Origin of the sequence: Microbacterium sp. P26 (assembly GCF_023712585.1) — a bacterium.
Taxonomy (GTDB): domain Bacteria; phylum Actinomycetota; class Actinomycetes; order Actinomycetales; family Microbacteriaceae; genus Microbacterium; species Microbacterium algihabitans_A.
Genome location: NZ_JAMAXZ010000006.1, coordinates 129,811 through 144,696, shown reverse-complemented (window position 1 = coordinate 144,696; position 14,886 = coordinate 129,811). Strand labels below are relative to the sequence as shown.

The 14,886-nt window shown below is 71.5% G+C and carries 18 protein-coding genes; 11 read left to right on the top strand and 7 right to left on the bottom strand.

The window, feature by feature from the left end:
* Nucleotides 1-79: 79 nt before the first annotated feature.
* Nucleotides 80-1,405 carry an NAD(P)/FAD-dependent oxidoreductase gene (locus M3667_RS12645; RefSeq protein ID WP_251508473.1) on the top strand — a complete coding sequence of 442 codons (1,326 nt, stop codon included), beginning with the start codon at nucleotides 80-82 and terminating at the stop codon, nucleotides 1,403-1,405.
* Nucleotides 1,406-1,543: 138 nt separating this feature from the next.
* Here the strand turns inward: M3667_RS12645 and M3667_RS12640 are convergent, their stop codons facing one another.
* Nucleotides 1,544-2,404, bottom strand: coding sequence for a sulfurtransferase (locus M3667_RS12640; RefSeq protein ID WP_251508471.1), 861 nt, complete (start codon nucleotides 2,402-2,404; stop codon nucleotides 1,544-1,546).
* 4 nt (nucleotides 2,405-2,408) lie between these two features.
* Nucleotides 2,409-2,921, bottom strand: a complete 513-nt coding sequence (locus M3667_RS12635; protein WP_251508469.1) for a DUF4188 domain-containing protein — start codon at nucleotides 2,919-2,921, stop codon at nucleotides 2,409-2,411.
* 71 nt (nucleotides 2,922-2,992) lie between these two features.
* Here M3667_RS12635 and M3667_RS12630 point away from each other — a divergent pair, with 71 nt between their 5' ends.
* Nucleotides 2,993-3,604, top strand: coding sequence for a MerR family transcriptional regulator (locus tag M3667_RS12630; RefSeq protein ID WP_251508467.1), 612 nt, complete (start codon nucleotides 2,993-2,995; stop codon nucleotides 3,602-3,604).
* On the opposite strand, the gene M3667_RS12625 is transcribed toward M3667_RS12630, so the two are convergent.
* Nucleotides 3,601-3,891, bottom strand: a complete 291-nt coding sequence (locus M3667_RS12625; RefSeq protein WP_251508465.1) for a DUF4287 domain-containing protein — start codon at nucleotides 3,889-3,891, stop codon at nucleotides 3,601-3,603. The two genes, M3667_RS12630 and M3667_RS12625, sit on opposite strands and share 4 nt — an antisense overlap.
* A 95-nt stretch (nucleotides 3,892-3,986) precedes the next feature.
* Between M3667_RS12625 and M3667_RS12620 the strand changes: the two genes are divergently transcribed.
* Both M3667_RS12620 and M3667_RS12615 read left to right on the top strand, forming a co-directional pair.
* Nucleotides 3,987-4,952 (top strand): GNAT family N-acetyltransferase, encoded by a 966-nt coding sequence (locus tag M3667_RS12620; RefSeq protein WP_251508463.1) that lies wholly within the window; start codon nucleotides 3,987-3,989, stop codon nucleotides 4,950-4,952.
* A complete protein-coding gene (locus M3667_RS12615; protein ID WP_251508461.1) occupies nucleotides 4,949-6,709 on the top strand; it encodes a S16 family serine protease in 1,761 nt (586 codons plus the stop codon). Before M3667_RS12620 ends, M3667_RS12615 begins: the two co-directional genes overlap by 4 nt.
* Nucleotides 6,710-6,725: 16 nt before the next feature.
* Here the strand turns inward: M3667_RS12615 and M3667_RS12610 are convergent, their stop codons facing one another.
* Nucleotides 6,726-7,511 (bottom strand): siderophore-interacting protein, encoded by a 786-nt coding sequence (locus M3667_RS12610; protein WP_251508459.1) that lies wholly within the window; start codon nucleotides 7,509-7,511, stop codon nucleotides 6,726-6,728.
* A gap of 82 nt (nucleotides 7,512-7,593) precedes the next feature.
* On the opposite strand from M3667_RS12610, the gene M3667_RS12605 reads away from it, so the two are divergent.
* From M3667_RS12605 to M3667_RS12590, 4 genes are all read left to right on the top strand, one after another.
* Nucleotides 7,594-8,562: a siderophore ABC transporter substrate-binding protein gene (locus M3667_RS12605; RefSeq protein ID WP_251508457.1), complete on the top strand. Its 969-nt coding sequence runs from the start codon at nucleotides 7,594-7,596 to the stop codon at nucleotides 8,560-8,562.
* Between the two features lie 103 nt (nucleotides 8,563-8,665).
* Nucleotides 8,666-9,631: an ABC transporter permease gene (locus M3667_RS12600; RefSeq protein ID WP_251508455.1), complete on the top strand. Its 966-nt coding sequence runs from the start codon at nucleotides 8,666-8,668 to the stop codon at nucleotides 9,629-9,631.
* Nucleotides 9,624-10,631, top strand: coding sequence for an iron chelate uptake ABC transporter family permease subunit (locus tag M3667_RS12595; RefSeq protein WP_251508452.1), 1,008 nt, complete (start codon nucleotides 9,624-9,626; stop codon nucleotides 10,629-10,631). The genes M3667_RS12600 and M3667_RS12595 overlap by 8 nt, the downstream gene beginning before the upstream one ends.
* A complete protein-coding gene (locus M3667_RS12590) occupies nucleotides 10,628-11,386 on the top strand; it encodes an ABC transporter ATP-binding protein (protein ID WP_251508451.1) in 759 nt (252 codons plus the stop codon). Before M3667_RS12595 ends, M3667_RS12590 begins: the two co-directional genes overlap by 4 nt.
* Before the next feature lie 3 nt (nucleotides 11,387-11,389).
* On the opposite strand, the gene M3667_RS12585 is transcribed toward M3667_RS12590, so the two are convergent.
* The 3 genes from M3667_RS12585 to M3667_RS12575 all read right to left on the bottom strand — a co-directional run bounded on the left by M3667_RS12585 (nucleotide 11,390) and on the right by M3667_RS12575 (nucleotide 13,447).
* Nucleotides 11,390-11,611: a hypothetical protein gene (locus M3667_RS12585; RefSeq protein WP_230705013.1), complete on the bottom strand. Its 222-nt coding sequence runs from the start codon at nucleotides 11,609-11,611 to the stop codon at nucleotides 11,390-11,392.
* A gap of 43 nt (nucleotides 11,612-11,654) precedes the next feature.
* Nucleotides 11,655-12,644, bottom strand: a complete 990-nt coding sequence (locus M3667_RS12580; RefSeq protein WP_251508449.1) for a DNA-3-methyladenine glycosylase — start codon at nucleotides 12,642-12,644, stop codon at nucleotides 11,655-11,657.
* 65 nt (nucleotides 12,645-12,709) lie between these two features.
* Entirely contained in the window at nucleotides 12,710-13,447 is a 738-nt protein-coding gene (locus tag M3667_RS12575; protein ID WP_251508446.1) for a winged helix-turn-helix domain-containing protein, read from the bottom strand.
* Nucleotides 13,448-13,885: 438 nt separating this feature from the next.
* Here M3667_RS12575 and M3667_RS12570 point away from each other — a divergent pair, with 438 nt between their 5' ends.
* The 3 genes from M3667_RS12570 (at nucleotide 13,886) to M3667_RS12560 (ending at nucleotide 14,810) form a co-directional block, all read left to right on the top strand.
* Nucleotides 13,886-14,185 (top strand): GNAT family N-acetyltransferase, encoded by a 300-nt coding sequence (locus tag M3667_RS12570; RefSeq protein ID WP_251508444.1) that lies wholly within the window; start codon nucleotides 13,886-13,888, stop codon nucleotides 14,183-14,185.
* 96 nt (nucleotides 14,186-14,281) lie between these two features.
* The gene (locus tag M3667_RS12565) at nucleotides 14,282-14,491 is read left to right on the top strand and encodes a hypothetical protein (protein WP_251508442.1); all 210 of its coding nucleotides are present in this window, start codon (nucleotides 14,282-14,284) and stop codon (nucleotides 14,489-14,491) included.
* Nucleotide 14,492: 1 nt separating this feature from the next.
* Entirely contained in the window at nucleotides 14,493-14,810 is a 318-nt protein-coding gene (locus M3667_RS12560) for a hypothetical protein (protein WP_251508440.1), read from the top strand.
* The last annotated feature ends 76 nt before the right edge of the window (nucleotides 14,811-14,886 follow it).

Genomic DNA, 14,886 nt, shown 5'->3' with positions numbered 1-14,886 from the left:
GCGTGCGCGCCGGAGTGGCGGATGCCGCGAGCCCGCCGTCCTCGATAGCGTCTCGGAACCACGAGCACGCGGAGGACACATGGACCAGCTCGACACCCTCGTCGTCGGGGCCGGAATCTCCGGCCTGACGGCTGCCCGGCTGCTCGCACAGGCCGGACACCGGGTCGTGGTGCTCGAGGCGCGCGACCGCGTCGGCGGCCGGGTCTTCACCGACCGCACCGGGGGTCACGTCACCGACCGCGGCGCCTCGTGGATCCACGGCATCACCGACAGCCCGGTCGCCGCGGCGGCGCGCGCCTTCGGCATGCCGATGGTGGAATTCACGGTCGGTGGATATCAGGCCGACTCCCGCCCGCTGACGTACTTCGACGCCGAGGGGCGTCGACTCGATCGCGCCGAGGTCCGGCAATACGCCGATGACATCCGCGCCCTCAACGCCGCCCTCGTCGACATCATCGCCACCGCGGCCACCGACGCCACCTACGGCGAGGTCGTGGAGCGGGCGCTTCAGCAGCAGGGCTGGGACGACGAGCGAACCGAGCGCGTGCGCGAGTACAACGACCGCCGCGCGCAGGAGCAGTACGGCATCGGCATGCACGGACTCGGCGCCCACGGGCTCGACGACGACACGGTCGACGGCGACGAGGTCGTCTTCCCCGAGGGCTACGACGAGCTGGCACGCCATCTCGCGGCGGGCCTCGACGTGCGGTTCCAGCACGTCGTGTCACGCGTGCGATGGAACGACGGTGGTGTCGAGGTCGAGACCGACAGGGGGACGTTCTCCGCGGTGCGGGCGGTCGTCACCGTCCCCGTCGGCGTCCTGCACGCGGGAGACGTCGTGTTCGATCCCGCGCTTCCGGCCGGGCATCGGCGTGCGCTCGATCTGCTGCGCATGAACGCGTTCGAGAAGGTCGTGTTGCGCTTCGCCGAGCGTTTCTGGGAGGACGGGGTCTACGGCATCCGTCAGCTCGGCGACGAGGGCGAGTGGTGGCACTCCTGGTACGACCTCGGCCGCCTGCACGACGAGCCCGCTCTGCTCACCTTCGCGGCCGGGCCCGCGGCGGTGGCCACCCGCGGGTGGAGCGACGACGAGATCGTCGCCTCGACCCTCGCTCAACTGAGGCGCCTGTACGGCGACGCCGTGCCCGCGCCGACGAGCGCCCTGGTCACCCGCTGGCAGGACGACCCCTTCTCGCGCGGGTCGTACGCCTACATGCTGCCCGGATCCATCGGCGCCGACCACGACGACCTCGCCGAGCCGCTCGCCGGCGGAGCGCTGCACCTCGCGGGCGAGGCGACGTGGGGAGACGATCCGGCGACCGTTCCCGGCGCGATGCTGTCGGGGCACCGCGCCGCCCAGAACGTGCTCGGTCGCGAGATCCCCGTCAGCGACCTCTGGGCGTGACGACGCGGAAGGTCCCTGAGCCCGATCGAGGTCCCTGAGCCTGTCGAAGGGACCGGGCCCCACGATGGTCCCTGAGCTCGACCGGGGCCATCGCGGGTGCGGGTGGCTGCGACAGGCTCAGCCACCAGTGACGGCGCCTCAGCGCGGCTCCGGCCCCGTCGCAGCGGGCAGCTCGGGGTGGTTCGACCACTGGCTCCACGACCCCGCGAAGACGCGCGGCTCGAAGCCCGCGAGCGTCAGGGCGACCGCCTGGTGCGCCGCCGTCACGCCCGACCCGCAGTAGACGCCGACGCTCATGCCGTCTTCGGCCCCCAGCATCCGGAATCGCGAACGCAGGTCGCCGGGAGAGCGGAAGCGTCCGTCGTCGCCGACGTTCTCGGTGGTCGGGGCGCTCACCGCTCCGGGCACGTGGCCCGCACGCGGGTCGATGGGTTCGACCTCGCCGCGATAGCGCTCGCCTGCCCGCGCGTCGAGCAGCAGCCCCTCGTCGGCGAACGACGCGACCTCGTCGAGCGCGAGGGTGGGCATCGCGCCGTAGGCCAGCGAGATCGAGCCGGGGGCGGGAACGGCGGCATCCCCCTCCTCGAGGTCGAACCCGGCCTCGACCCACGCGGTCAGCGCCCCGTCGAGCAGGCGCACGTCGGCGACCCCGGCCGCGCGCAGCAGCCACCAGGCCCGGGCGCTCGACATGTTCTTCAGGTCGTCGTACACGACGACGGTGTCGCCCTCGTCGATTCCCCACCGGCGGGCGGTCTGCTCGAACGACTCGATGGAGGGGAGCGGATGCCGGCCCTCGGTCGGCGCGCCATGGGCGGCGAGGTCGTGGTCGAGGTCGACGTACTGCGCGCCCGGGATGTGTCCGGCGCGGTAGTCGGGCCGCCCGTCGGGCCGGTCCAGTCGCCAGCGCACGTCGAGCACCCGGACGGGCCCGCCGTCGGCGAAGGCCCCGGCGTCGAGGGCGTCGTGCAGTTCTTCGGCAGTGGTGAGGATCGAGGCCATGCCCTCAGTCTGTCGCTCCGGCGGGGGCGGCGGCACCACCCGTGCGGCCGTCGGCCACGCGCGCTCGAGCTCGATCGTGACGCGAGGCGACGGGCACGATCTCGGTCGCGCGGGGCAAGCCCATCGGCGGGGTAGCGACGTAGATGGTCTCGGCCCGTTCGACCACGTGCGTCTCGTGCCAGATGCCGACGGCGCCGGGCACCGCGCGCGCTCGCTTGTTGAAGCGCGTCCATGCGGGGCGGTGCTCCTGGGTCGGGGCCGAGGCGTAGGCGTAGAGCTTCTCGAGCGACGACCAGTACTGCACCAGGTAGGGGCCTCGGGCGCTGAGCAGCATCGTGAAACCGAGCAGTCCGGAATCGGGGTCGCTGCTGAGCTCCCGCAGCATCCTGGGCATGTCGCCCATCAGCGGCATCCACTGGTCGGGGCGCCACCATTTGTTGACGGTCATGCCGATGTGGAAGACGACGAGCTCGCCGTCGTAGCGGTGGGTCATTCGCCCCGGGTTGATGGATGCCATGGCTCGTCCTCACTCGATAGTGTCACTATCCAGTGTTGGATAGTCCTGCTATCGAGTCAAGGGGGTGAGCCGTGCGGATCTCGGAATTGTCGGCGCACAGCGGAGTGCCCGTCGCCACGATCAAGTACTACCTGCGCGAGCGGCTCCTGCCCGAGGGGGAGCGGACCTCGCCCACGCAGGCGAGCTACGGCATCCCGCACGTGCAGCGCCTCGGGGTGATCCGCGCGCTCGTCGACGCGGGCGTCGGCATCGCGGGGGTGCGCAAGGTGATCGGCGTGCTCGAGGAGCCGCCCGAGAATCCTTACGACCTGCTCGGTGCCGCCAATGCCGCCGTGACCCCGGTGGTCGACGGCGATCTCGATCTGACCGCGGCGACCTCCCTGCTCGAACGCATGGGCGGATCGCCCGTCAACTGCTTCCCCGATCAGCTCCGGGCCGTCGCCCAGGCCCTGGCGACGCTCGACCGCGCCGGGTTCACCGTGCCGCCGTCGGTCATGGACAGCTATGTCGCGCATCTCGCCGCGATCGGCGAGGCGGAGCTCGCCGCGACACCCGAGACGTCGATGGACGATGCCGTGCGCTACGTCGTGCTCGGCACCGTTCTCGTCGAGCCGCTCATTCTGGCGCTGCGGCGGGTCGCCGAGCAGATCGCCGCGTCGAAACGCTTCTCGGCGCGAGGTTAGGGGTTCGGATTCGACGCCGCGCCGTCGAGCCAGAGGGTGTCGCTCTTGTCGCCGTGCGGCCCGGTGCGACCGACGTGCGCGTCACCGATCGTCGGGCCCTTCGTGATCACGTGCACGAGGGCCATGCCGTGGCCGCGCCCGAGGTCGTAGTCGTCCTTCAACCATTCCAGGATCGGGGTCGCCTTCGTGCCGGGTCCGAAACCGCGCTGCTCGGCGAGGGCGATGAACTGCCGCGGAGTGAGACCCGTCTTGGTCTCGATGTTGTCGAGGTAGGACTGGAAGGACATGACCGGAGGCTAGCGGCCGGGACCGACATCGGTCCAGCGCGCCGGCCGTCGTCGGGCGGCGGATCGCCGGGCTCCGGCCCGGGTACGGTCGAAGGATGGCCGTCACCGTGCACCGCGCGCCCGTCGCCGACATCGCCCCCCTCACGCTCTACCGCATCCTGTGGATGCGCGTCACCGTCTTCGTCGTGGAGCAGGACGCCGCCTACCCCGAGATCGACGGCCGCGACATCGAACCGGGAGCAGAGCTCATGTGGGCGCAGGACGGCGACGACGTGCTCGCGACCCTCCGCCTGCTGCGCGAGCCCGCGAACACCCGGATCGGCCGAGTCGCGACCGCCCCGCACGCCCGAGGCCGGGGGATCGCCGCGGACCTCATGCGCGCGGCCGTGGGGCAGCTCGAGGTCGAGGCGCCCGGGGTGCCCATCCTCCTCGACGCCCAGGCGCATCTCGCCGGCTGGTATGGCCGCTTCGGTTTCGTCGTGTCGGGGGCGCCGTTCGCGGAAGACGGCATCCCCCACGTGCCCATGCGCCGCACGCGCCTCGAGACGCCGCACCTGATTCTGCGGGAGTGGACGCGCTCCGACGACGACCGCGCGTTCCTGTACGACATGTACCGCCGCACCGAGGTGCGTCGATTCCTCGGCGACGGTCGCGTGATGAGCGACCCGGACGAGGTCGACGCCCTGCTCGACCGCTGGGCGGGCCTCGCCGAGGGCGTGCTCGGGGTGCGGGCCGTCACGACGCGCGAAGGTCGCCTCCTCGGCTCGGTGCTGCTCAAGCGCATCCCGTGGTCGCGCGACGCGGGCGACGGGCGCGAGAACGACGTCGAGATCGGGTGGCACTTCCACCCCGACGCGTGGGGTGCGGGCTCCGCCACCGAGGCGGCCGAAGCGGTGCTGACGCTCGCCCACCAGCGCGGCATCCGTCGTGTCGTCGCGGTGACGAACCCGGCGAACGAGGCGTCGAAGGCCGTCGCCGAGCGCATCGGGATGCGCCCGGCCGGCACCACCCGCGACTACTACGACACCGAGTGCTCGCTGTTCGTCGCCGACGCACCGTGAGGCGCCGCGCCGGGATCGCCCTCGTGCTGATCGGCGTGCTCGCGCTCGCCGGTTGCGACCTGAAGTTCTCGCTCGGCTTCGGCACGGGTTCCGACGGCACCTTCGAGGGCTCCGAGGTGACGGTGCCCGTGCTCTACGCCAGCGGCGCCAAGGGCGGACTGACCTCGCAGCGCATCACCGCCGCGTCCGCCGACGGCGGCGACCTCAGCATCGACATCACCGAGAACGACGTCAGCGGCGTCGACCCGGTCACGCAGTCGGCGACGTGGACGGCCGTCACCGCCGCGACACTGCTCACCGGCGCCCGCCCCGACACCGCCTACACGTTCGGCTTCGACGCGCGCATCGCGACCCCGTCCGCGGGTGCCGTGACGGCGGTCGGCGTGCTCGCGCTCTACTACGGCACCGAGATCCAGCCCGGCGTCGCCCTCGCGGGCGGGGTGACGCCGCTCGGCATCGTGAGTCCCGTCGTGGGCCTGCCGGAGCAGGTCTCGGCGGCGATCGAGGCGGGAGGGATCGACACGATCCTCGTTCCCGCGGGGCAACGTGTGGCGGCGGATGCCACGGGGGCGCCGGTCGACCTCGATCAGCTCGCGGCGACCGGGGGAATGACGATCACCGAGGTGGCCGACATCGCCGGCGCCTACGCCGTGATGACGGGGGAGGATCTACCCGAGGCGGCCTTCCCCAGCCCCGCCGCCTCTCCCGACACGCTCCCCTCACCGCGTGCAGACGCCGACGGGCTGACCGACGGGGCGCTGGCAGGGCCCACCGACGACGCTCTGACGGCGGCCGACGCCGCGGTGCAGGGGCTCGACGGCGACCTCGCGGATCGGGTGCGCGCGGGTGTGCAACGGGCGCGAGAGCTGAGTGCGGCAGGAGACACCGCGGGCGCATTCGCGACGGCTCTCTCGGCCGCGGACGACGCCGCGGCCGCGCGCGGGTCCACCCTCTCCGCGGTCGAGGCCTCCGCGCAGGCGTCCGCCGTCCTCGCGGACTCCGATGCCCTGCTCACCGCTCTGGCCGGCGAGACGCCGACGACGCTCGACGGCGCCGACGCCCTCCTGGCGACGACGGGCGCCACCGCGGAGGCGTGGGCGCTCGCCTCGTTCGCCCGATCGATCTTCGACGCCGACGCCGACGACGCGCAGCTCGAGGCGGGGCGGATCGCCGCGTCGCTGGCATCCGCGTCCCTCGCCCGCGCTCGGACGATCGACGACGTACGCGCATCTCTGGGCGATGCCGGCCCCGTCGCCGCCGACGCCGACCTCGACGGTCTCGCCTCGCTGCTGCGCCGTGCCGCGATCGCTGCCGACGACGCGTATGACGCCGGGGCCGACGAGACGCCCGGAGCCGACGACCCCGCCGCCGTGCGGCTGCGGGCTCTCGAAGAGGCACGCGAGACGCTCTCGTCGCGCGCCGACGAGAGCGGCGAGTGGTTCGCGCTGGCGGTCGCCGCACGCAGCTACGACCGCAGCATCACCCCGCTCCTGGCGAGCCAGGCGGTGGCGGTGGCCGCAGGCGTCGACCCCGCCGACGCGATCGCCCAGCGCATCGCCGTGGGGGACGAATACGTCGTGCGGGCCGTCGACGCGCTCACCGCGACCGGCGCCGAGGTGCCCCTCGTACGTGCGGCGGCGGCGGATGCCACGGCGCGGGCATCGGCGACGCTCGCGCCGGGGGCGTTCACGGCGTTCACCTCGCCGTTCCTCCGCGCTCGCGTGCTCGCCTTCGTGGGCGGCGTGCAGCGCGACTGAGCCCACGGCTCCCGTCTCAGTGCGGGGCGTGGTACTCGGCGGTGCCGCGCTTCCAGTAACCCTTCACGATCGTGGCCGCGGGGTCGCCGGTCCAGCGGTCGAGGAGCAGGGCGCGTCCGGCGCGCACGACCGACTGCTCCGCGGCGACGAAGCCGAACACGCACCCGTCGGGGCGCTCCTCGACGTCGAGGGCGTCGAGCCAGTCGATCAGTTCGGCGCCCGCCTGGCGGTCTCCCCGGTGCAGCTGCACCACCTCGACGCCGGGGGGAGCCGCTACGGGGAGGTCGTGCGCGGCGTCGGGCACCTCGATCGCGATGCGCCCCACCGCGTCGTCGTCCATCGCCGCGGCGAAGCGGCGGATCGCGGGCACGGCCGTCTCGTCGCCGGCCAGGAGCCACGCGTCCGGACGGCCCTCGAGCACCATGGAGCCACGTGGGCCACCCACGCCGACCGCGTCGCCGACGAGCGCGGTCTCGGCCCATCGGCTGCCGACGCCGTCGCCGTGCAACGCGACGTCGATGTCGAGCCAACCGTCGACGGCATCCCACGACACCGGGGTGTACTCGCGGTTCGGGGCCGAACGCAGGTCGTCGATCCCCGCGGTCGGCTCCACGGGGAAGAACACGCGGATGTGATCGTCGGCGCCGGGGGCGTCGAATCCGCGCAGATCGTCGCCCTCGAGCCGGAGACGCACGAAGGCGGGGGTGAGGAAGGTGCGACGGGAGAGGGTCGCCGAACGGAAGACCAGCTCGTGGCGGCGGGGTTCGAGACGGGCTCCGGGGATCGGGTTCGACTTCTTCACAAAGGGAAGGCTAACCTAACTTCTCGACCCGGCCGAGATCTCGGCCGGGCCGTCCCGCACATACAGCACTGGAGAGATCCGCATGAGTTCACGCCTGTTCCGTCCCCTCACCGTCGTCTCGCTGACGGCCGCCCTCGCCCTCACCGGCTGCGCCTCCGCGGCATCCGCCCCCGCCGATCAGGCCCCCGCCGCGACCACGGTGACCGTCGAGGACAACCATGGACCGATCGAGGTTCCGATCGCCCCCGAGCGGGTCGTCGCCCTCGACAACACGACGTTCCAGACGCTCAGCGACTGGGGAGTGACGCTCGTCGCCGCTCCCAAGCCGCTCATGTACGACCTCTGGCCCTCGCTCTCCGGCGACGACGACGTGCTCGACGTGGGCCTTCACCGCGAGCCCGACATCGAGGCCGTCGTCGCCAGCGAGCCCGACCTGATCGTGGGCGGCTACCGCTTCCGCGAGATCTACGACCAGCTGAAGGAGATTCAGCCCGCGACCATCGAGACGAGCCCGCGCGACGGCGAAGACCACGCCGCCGAGCTGAAGCGTCAGACGGCGATCCTCGGGCAGGTCTTCGCGAAGGAGGACGAGGCTGCGCAGCTGTCCGCCGATCTGGATGCCGCGATCGCCGACGCCCGTGAGGCCTACGACCCGTCGCAGACGGTGATGGGCCTGATCACCTCGGGCGGCAAGATCGCCTACGCGGCACCCGGCGAGGGACGCGGAGTCGGGACGCTGTTCCCGACGCTCGGCCTCACTCCCGCGCTCGAACGCTCCGCCGAAGACGCCTCGCACGGCGACGACATCAGCGTCGAGGCGATCGCCGCGGCGAACCCCGAGTGGCTGTTCGTGCTCGATCGCGACGCGATGTTCGGGGAAGACGGGTACGTCTCGGCGAAGGAGCTGGTCGAGAACGCCGAGGCGTTGAAGAACGTCCCCGCCGTGCAGAAGGGCCAGATCGTCTACCTCGACGCGAGCTTCTACCTCGACGAGGGCATCCAGGCCTACACGAAGCTGTACCGCTCGGCCGCCGAGGCGTTCGCGTCCTGACCGGTTCTCCGGCCCGCTCGTGTGAGCGGTCGAGTTCTGTCGCCCAGGCCACAGCCGGGCGACACGAGCCGACCTCTCGCGCGAGCGGGACAGGACGGATGCCATGACTTCCCCCGCTCTTCGCCCCCGCGAGCGCTTCGCCGTGCCCGCAGCCGTCACCGGTGTCGCCGCTCTCGTCATCGTGTCGCTGTTCGTCGGCGCCTACGACCTCGGCGCCGACGACTTCGGTGGCGAGATCTTCGTCATCTCTCGCGTGCCCCGCACGATCGCGCTCGTCCTCGCCGGCTGCGCCATGGCCGTGTCGGGCCTCATCATGCAGATGCTCACCCAGAATCGCTTCGTCGAGCCGTCGACCACCGGCACGACCGAGTGGGCCGCGCTCGGCCTGCTCGTCACCGTGTTGCTCGTGCCGGCAGCGCCCCTGTGGGTGCGCATGGTGATCGCCTCGATCGCCGCCTTCGTCGGCACGATGGTGTTCATCGGCATCCTGCAGAGGATCTCGCTCCGGTCCTCTCTCGTCGTTCCGCTCATCGGCATCATGCTCGGCGCCGTCGTCTCGGCCTTCACCACGTACCTGGCCGTCTCGACCAACTCCCTGCAGATGCTCGGCACGTGGTTCATGGGGAGCTTCACCTCGATCGTCCGCGGGCGCTACGAGGTGCTGTGGGTCGTCGCGATCGTGGTGCTCCTGGTGTTCCTCTACGCCGATCGCATCACCGTCGCCGGCCTCGGTCGCGACATCGCCACCTCTGTCGGTCTGGACCACACCCGCGTTCTGCTCATCGGCACGGCGCTCGTCGCGGTCGCGACGGGAGTGACCACCGTCGTGGTGGGTTTCCTGCCGTTCCTCGGTCTCGTCGTGCCCAACCTCGTCTCGATGTGGCGCGGCGACAACGCCCGCACGAACCTGCCGTGGGTGTGCCTGGGCGGGGTCGCGATCGTCGTCGTCTGCGACATCGTGGGGCGCGTCATCCGCGCGCCGTTCGAGGTTCCCGTCTCGATGATCCTGGGCGTGGTCGGCTCTGCGGTGTTCATCACGCTGCTGCTGAGGATGCGCGCGCGTGGCTGACACCCTGACGAGAATCGCGCCCGTGCGCTCTCGCCGCCCACGGATCGCCTGGCGCTTCGGCATCCTGGCTCTCGTCGTCGTGATCGCAGCCGTCGGCGTCCTGACCTGGGATGTTCCGGGCGCCCCCGGTTCGCGGGGCTTCGGTATCGCGGTGAACCTCCGCGTCGTGAGCGTGGCGACCATCGCGCTGGTGGCCTGCTGCCAGGCGGTGGCGACCGTGCTGTTCCACACGGCCACGGCCAACCGCATTCTGACGCCGTCGATCATGGGCTTCGATGCGCTCTACGTCGTGATGCAGACCGCTCTCGTGTTCTTCTTCGGCAGCGCCGCCCTCTCGGCGACCGACGGCCTGCTCAAAGTCGTGGTGCAGAGCGTGCTGATGGTGGGGTTCGCCACCCTGTTGTACGGCTGGCTGTTCGCCGGTCGGCGCGGCAACCTGCACATCATGCTGCTGGTCGGCGTGGTGCTCGGCGTCGGCTTCGGCTCGCTCTCGACCGTAATGCAGCGACTACTGACGCCGAGCGACTTCGACATCCTCTCGGCTCGTCTGTTCGGCAACCTGTCGAACTCCGACCCCGACTACCTCCCCTGGGGTGCCCTGGTCGTCGCCGGTGTGCTCCTGCTCGTGTGGCGCGCGCGTCATCGGCTCGACGTGCTCGCCCTCGGCCGCGAGACGTCGCTTTCGCTCGGGCTCCCCTACCGCCGCGAGGTGGTCGGCGTGCTCGTGCTCGTCGCCGTGCTCATCTCGGTGTCGACCACGATGGTGGGGCCGATGACCTTCTTCGGCTTCCTCGTCGCGACCCTCGCCTACCAGCTCTCCGGATCGTCGCGGCATCGCGTCGTGCTCCCGTTCGCCGTGCTGCTGGGCATGGCGACCCTGCTGGTGGGGTACTTCGTGCTGCGCCACGTCTTCTACGCCGCGGGCATGCTCTCGATCATCATCGAGTTCGCCGGGGGCCTGTTCTTCCTCGTCTACCTCCTCCGGAAGGGGAGCCTGTGATCTCTCTCACCGACGTCACCATGACCTACGGCGACCTCACGGTGCTCGGGCCCGTCACCCTCGACATCCCGGCGGGCGGCGTCACGGCCCTCGTCGGCCCGAACGGCGCAGGCAAATCGACCCTCCTGACGATCGTCGGCCGACTCGCGACGGCGACGACCGGGCGCGTCACCGTCGCCGGCCACGACGTGTCGTCGACGCCCGGCCGCGAGCTCGCCCGGATCGTTTCGATCCTGCGGCAGGAGAATCACTTCGTCACCCGGCTCACGGTGCGCGACCTCGTCGGCTTCGGCCGCTTCCCGCACTCGCAAGGAAGGCTCACCGCCCTCGATCACGAGAGGGTCGACGAGGCCCTCGCGTTCCTCGACCTCACGGCGTTGTCGGGCCGCTACCTCGATCAGCTCTCGGGCGGTCAACGCCAGCGCGCGTACGTCGCCATGGTCCTCGCGCAGGACACCGACTACATCCTGCTCGACGAGCCGCTGAACAACCTCGACATGAAGCACGCGGTCGCCATGATGGGCCAGCTCCGCCGTGCAGCCGACGAACTGGGCAAGACCATCGTGATCGTCGTGCACGACATCAACTTCGCGGCCGCCTACGCCGACCGCATCGTCGCGCTGTCGGACGGCCGCGTCGTGCACGTCGGAACGCCGAACGACCTCATGACCCCCCAGATCCTCGAGCAGGTGTTCGGCACCCCCGTCGAGGTGCGCCGCGACGGCGCATACCCCCTCGCGGTGTACTACCGATGATCCTCAGAGCTGGATGCCGTTGTCGGGGTCGTTCACGCCGACGTTGCGGCCCCGGCTGGATTCGTAGGCGATGAGCCATCCGACCGAGACGGCTGCGGCGATGATCAGGCCCAGCCAGATGTTCTGCCAGACGAGGCCGAACACGGCGCCGAGGCCGAAGAGCACGACACTGCCCAGCACCCAGTAGGTGCGTCCGCGCGGCCAGCCGGTGTCGGGTTGCGTCATGAGGTCAGCCTAGGGCGGGCCGCATGGCGCTGTCGCGGGCGCCTCAGCGATCGCGGTGGTCTTCGGGGTGCAGGCGCGGTCCGCGGCGGGGCTCGAGGGCGGAGCCCGCGTAGATGAGACGGATCACGCGCTGCCGGTGCCCCGCGAAGGGTTCGAGCAGCTCGAGCATGCCGTCGTCGTCGGTGCGGTGACCCGTCAACGCGAAGCCCACCTGATGAGCGAGGTGGTAGTCGCCGACGCTCACGGCATCCGGGTCGCCGAAGGCCCGGATCCGCGTCTCGGCACTCGTCCAGATGCCCACACCCTTGAGGCTGATGAACACGCGATCGCGGGCTTCACCGTCGACGGCGGCCCCCGCTGCACGGACGACCGATGCGCCGCGGCGGGCCGTTTCGACGATCGTGCGCGACTGCGGCGGTTCGAGGCCGGCGCGATGCCACGCCCATGACGGGACGTGCCGCCACCCTTCGATGTCAGGAGGGGCGAACATCGGTCGCGGAGTCGGACCGGGCGCCCGCTCGCCGAACCAGGTGACGATGCTGCGCCAGGCCGAGAAGGCCTGCATGCTGGTGACCTTCTGCTCCATGATGGCGCTCACGAGCGCGTCGAAGACGAGATCGGTGCGACCGATGCGCAGATCGGGGTGACGGCGATGCCATTCGGCGACCGACGGATGCCGCGACGCATCGAAGCCGTCGAGGTCGTCGTCGCGCCCGCACAGGGCGGGCAGCTGGTCGAGTGCCCACTCGGCGCCCGGACCCCACGCCGCCGCGGTGACCGCACCGCCGACGCGCATGCGCAGGGCGAGGGTGGCGACGCCGAGAGGAGTGCGGCTCACGCGCCACACCACGCCCCCGGCCGACAACGGCTGCGAGGCGAAGTAGGTGGGATCGTTCGCGCCGTGGCGTTGCGCCGCGACGGCTCGGCCGATGTCGACCGGACCCGTCGGGCGGTACTCCGACTCGATCGGGCGTCCCGCGGGGGCGGCGAGCTCGCGTGACGCGTGCTGCGCGCGGACCCCGGTCGACCTCATGCCGACACCCTACGTCGGAGCACCGACATCGCGGCATCCGGCGTCGCGGCGGGGGTGACGACCGGTCAGAAGCGGTCGGGCGACGGCGTGCCGTGCCCGTAGCGGATCGACACGTCGGCGTGGCGGTCGAAGCGGTAGCCGACTCCGCGCACCGTGCGCACGATGTCTTCGTAGACGCCGAGCTTGGCGCGCAGGCGCCGCACGTGCACGTCGATGGTGCGCTCGCCGGGGGCGTCCTCGTCGGTCGAGCCCTCCCAGAGGGATGCCACGAGCTCGGTGCGCTCGATCGTGCGTCCCTCGCGCAGCACCAGGTACTGCAGCAGCTCGAACTCCTTGAACGTGAAGGCCGCCGATTCGCCGTCGATGAGCACGCGCTTGCGCGAGATGTCGACGACCACGCCGCCGGGCGCGCGATCCTCCTCGGCGGGCTCGTCCTTGGTGCGGGCGACCGCCGAGGGCTCGTGCAGGGCGAGGCGGACGACATCGACGTCGCGGCCGCCGGCGCCCGCGGGGGCGAGGGCCACGGTGGCGTAGGTCTCGGCGGCGGGGGCCAGCTCGCCGAGCGTGCGGCGAAGGGCCTCGACGAGGGTGCCGAGGCTCACGCCCGCGGCGGCGGCCTTGGCCTCGTCGATGCCCACGTAGAGGGCGAAGCCGCGGGGGGAGGTGGTCGCCGGGGCGGTCGGGCGGGCGGGGGCCGCGGCGGCCGGCGCCACGGGGGCGGCGGGGCGCGGAGCGGCGGGGCGGGCGGCTCGGGGCGAGGCGGTGGTGGTCACGGGGCGGTCGAGAACGGCGGTAAGCGACATGAGGAGGGAGTCCTTGGGTGTGTGAACCCGGGCATCGTCACGGAGCGGGGTTCGACGGGAGGTGGGGGCCGAAGGGCCGGAGCGCGGCATGCGGATGCGCGTGATCGACGCGCGGATCCGTGGACCGGGGGACGATGTCGGCGTTCAGAAGCACGAGGGTCGTCCGGGCGAGGGTCGCTGTTAGCGGCACATTCGACAACACATGACAACGCGGCCGGGCATCATCATGCCGGCAGTCCCGTTCGCCTCCCGGGCGGACAGAGAACGCGCGTTGACAGTCATGGGGGGATTATGACCCACCGAGTCTTCGCGCGTCAAATCGCGCCGAGCTGGTTTTCGGTGCGCATCCTGCTCGCCCGGCGGGGTCTGAGTCGGGCGTGCACCGTGCACTTTGCGGCATCCGCCCGACGATGTGTCCGGGAGGCGTAGCCTTCCCGCATGTCAGATCTGCAGTTCGCCGACGACAAGACCGCATCGCGGTACACCCTGCACGACGGAGACGACCTCGTCTCGGTGCTCGACTATCGCGACGACGGGCGCACGGTCGCCCTCACACGCGCGTTCACCATTCCCACCTTCCGCGGTCACGGCTACGCGGGTGTGATCACCGAGCGAGCGGTCGACGCGATCGAAGCGGCGGGCGACCGCGAGATCCTCCCCGTGTGCTGGTACGTGGGGGAGTGGTTCGAAGCGCACCCCGAGCGCGCGGGCCTGCTCCATCGGCGCTCCGCCTCCTGAGGGGCTCCCGACACGTACGTCCGCCTCGGTGCGGTCGTCAACCCCTGCCCGATGCGGGCCATCCTTCGCGAAGCTGAAGCCCTGGAAAGGGGTGTCATGAACGACGAACGCGACCTTCCCGAGGGAGTCATCGACGCGGACCCGCCCGGAGGGTGGGAGAGCGGTGCCGTCGCCGACGGCGAGACCGCGGAGCGCAACGACAGCGCGAAGGGATCGTCCCGTCTCAACGACGCGGCTCCCTCAGACCCCATCGAGGGCGATGCCGCCAGTCAGGGCATCGACCCCGACATGAGCACGGAGGACTGACATGACCGATGCAACCCGGGCTCCCGAGCCCACGGACGGATCCGACGGCGGCGCGGGCGCGGCCGATTCGGTCGGTGGCGCGGTGCATGCCGACCGCAAGATCACTCGACCGGACGAGCAGTCCGAGCCGACGATGGACACCCACCCCACCGACGACGAGGCGCGCATCGCGGGCGTGGTCGTGCAGACCCGCGCCGATGTGGGCGACAAGAGCCAAGAGCGCATCGCAGAGGTTCTGCGCCAGCGGTTCGCCGACGTCGGTCTCGACCTCGGCGACGACCGCATCCGCGCCCTCGCGGCGGAGGTCGCCGGAGCCTGACGCTCTCGCTCGGATGCCCCGCACTCCCTCTCGGAGGCGGGGCATCCGCACGGACGGGGGTCGCTGCGAGCCGATG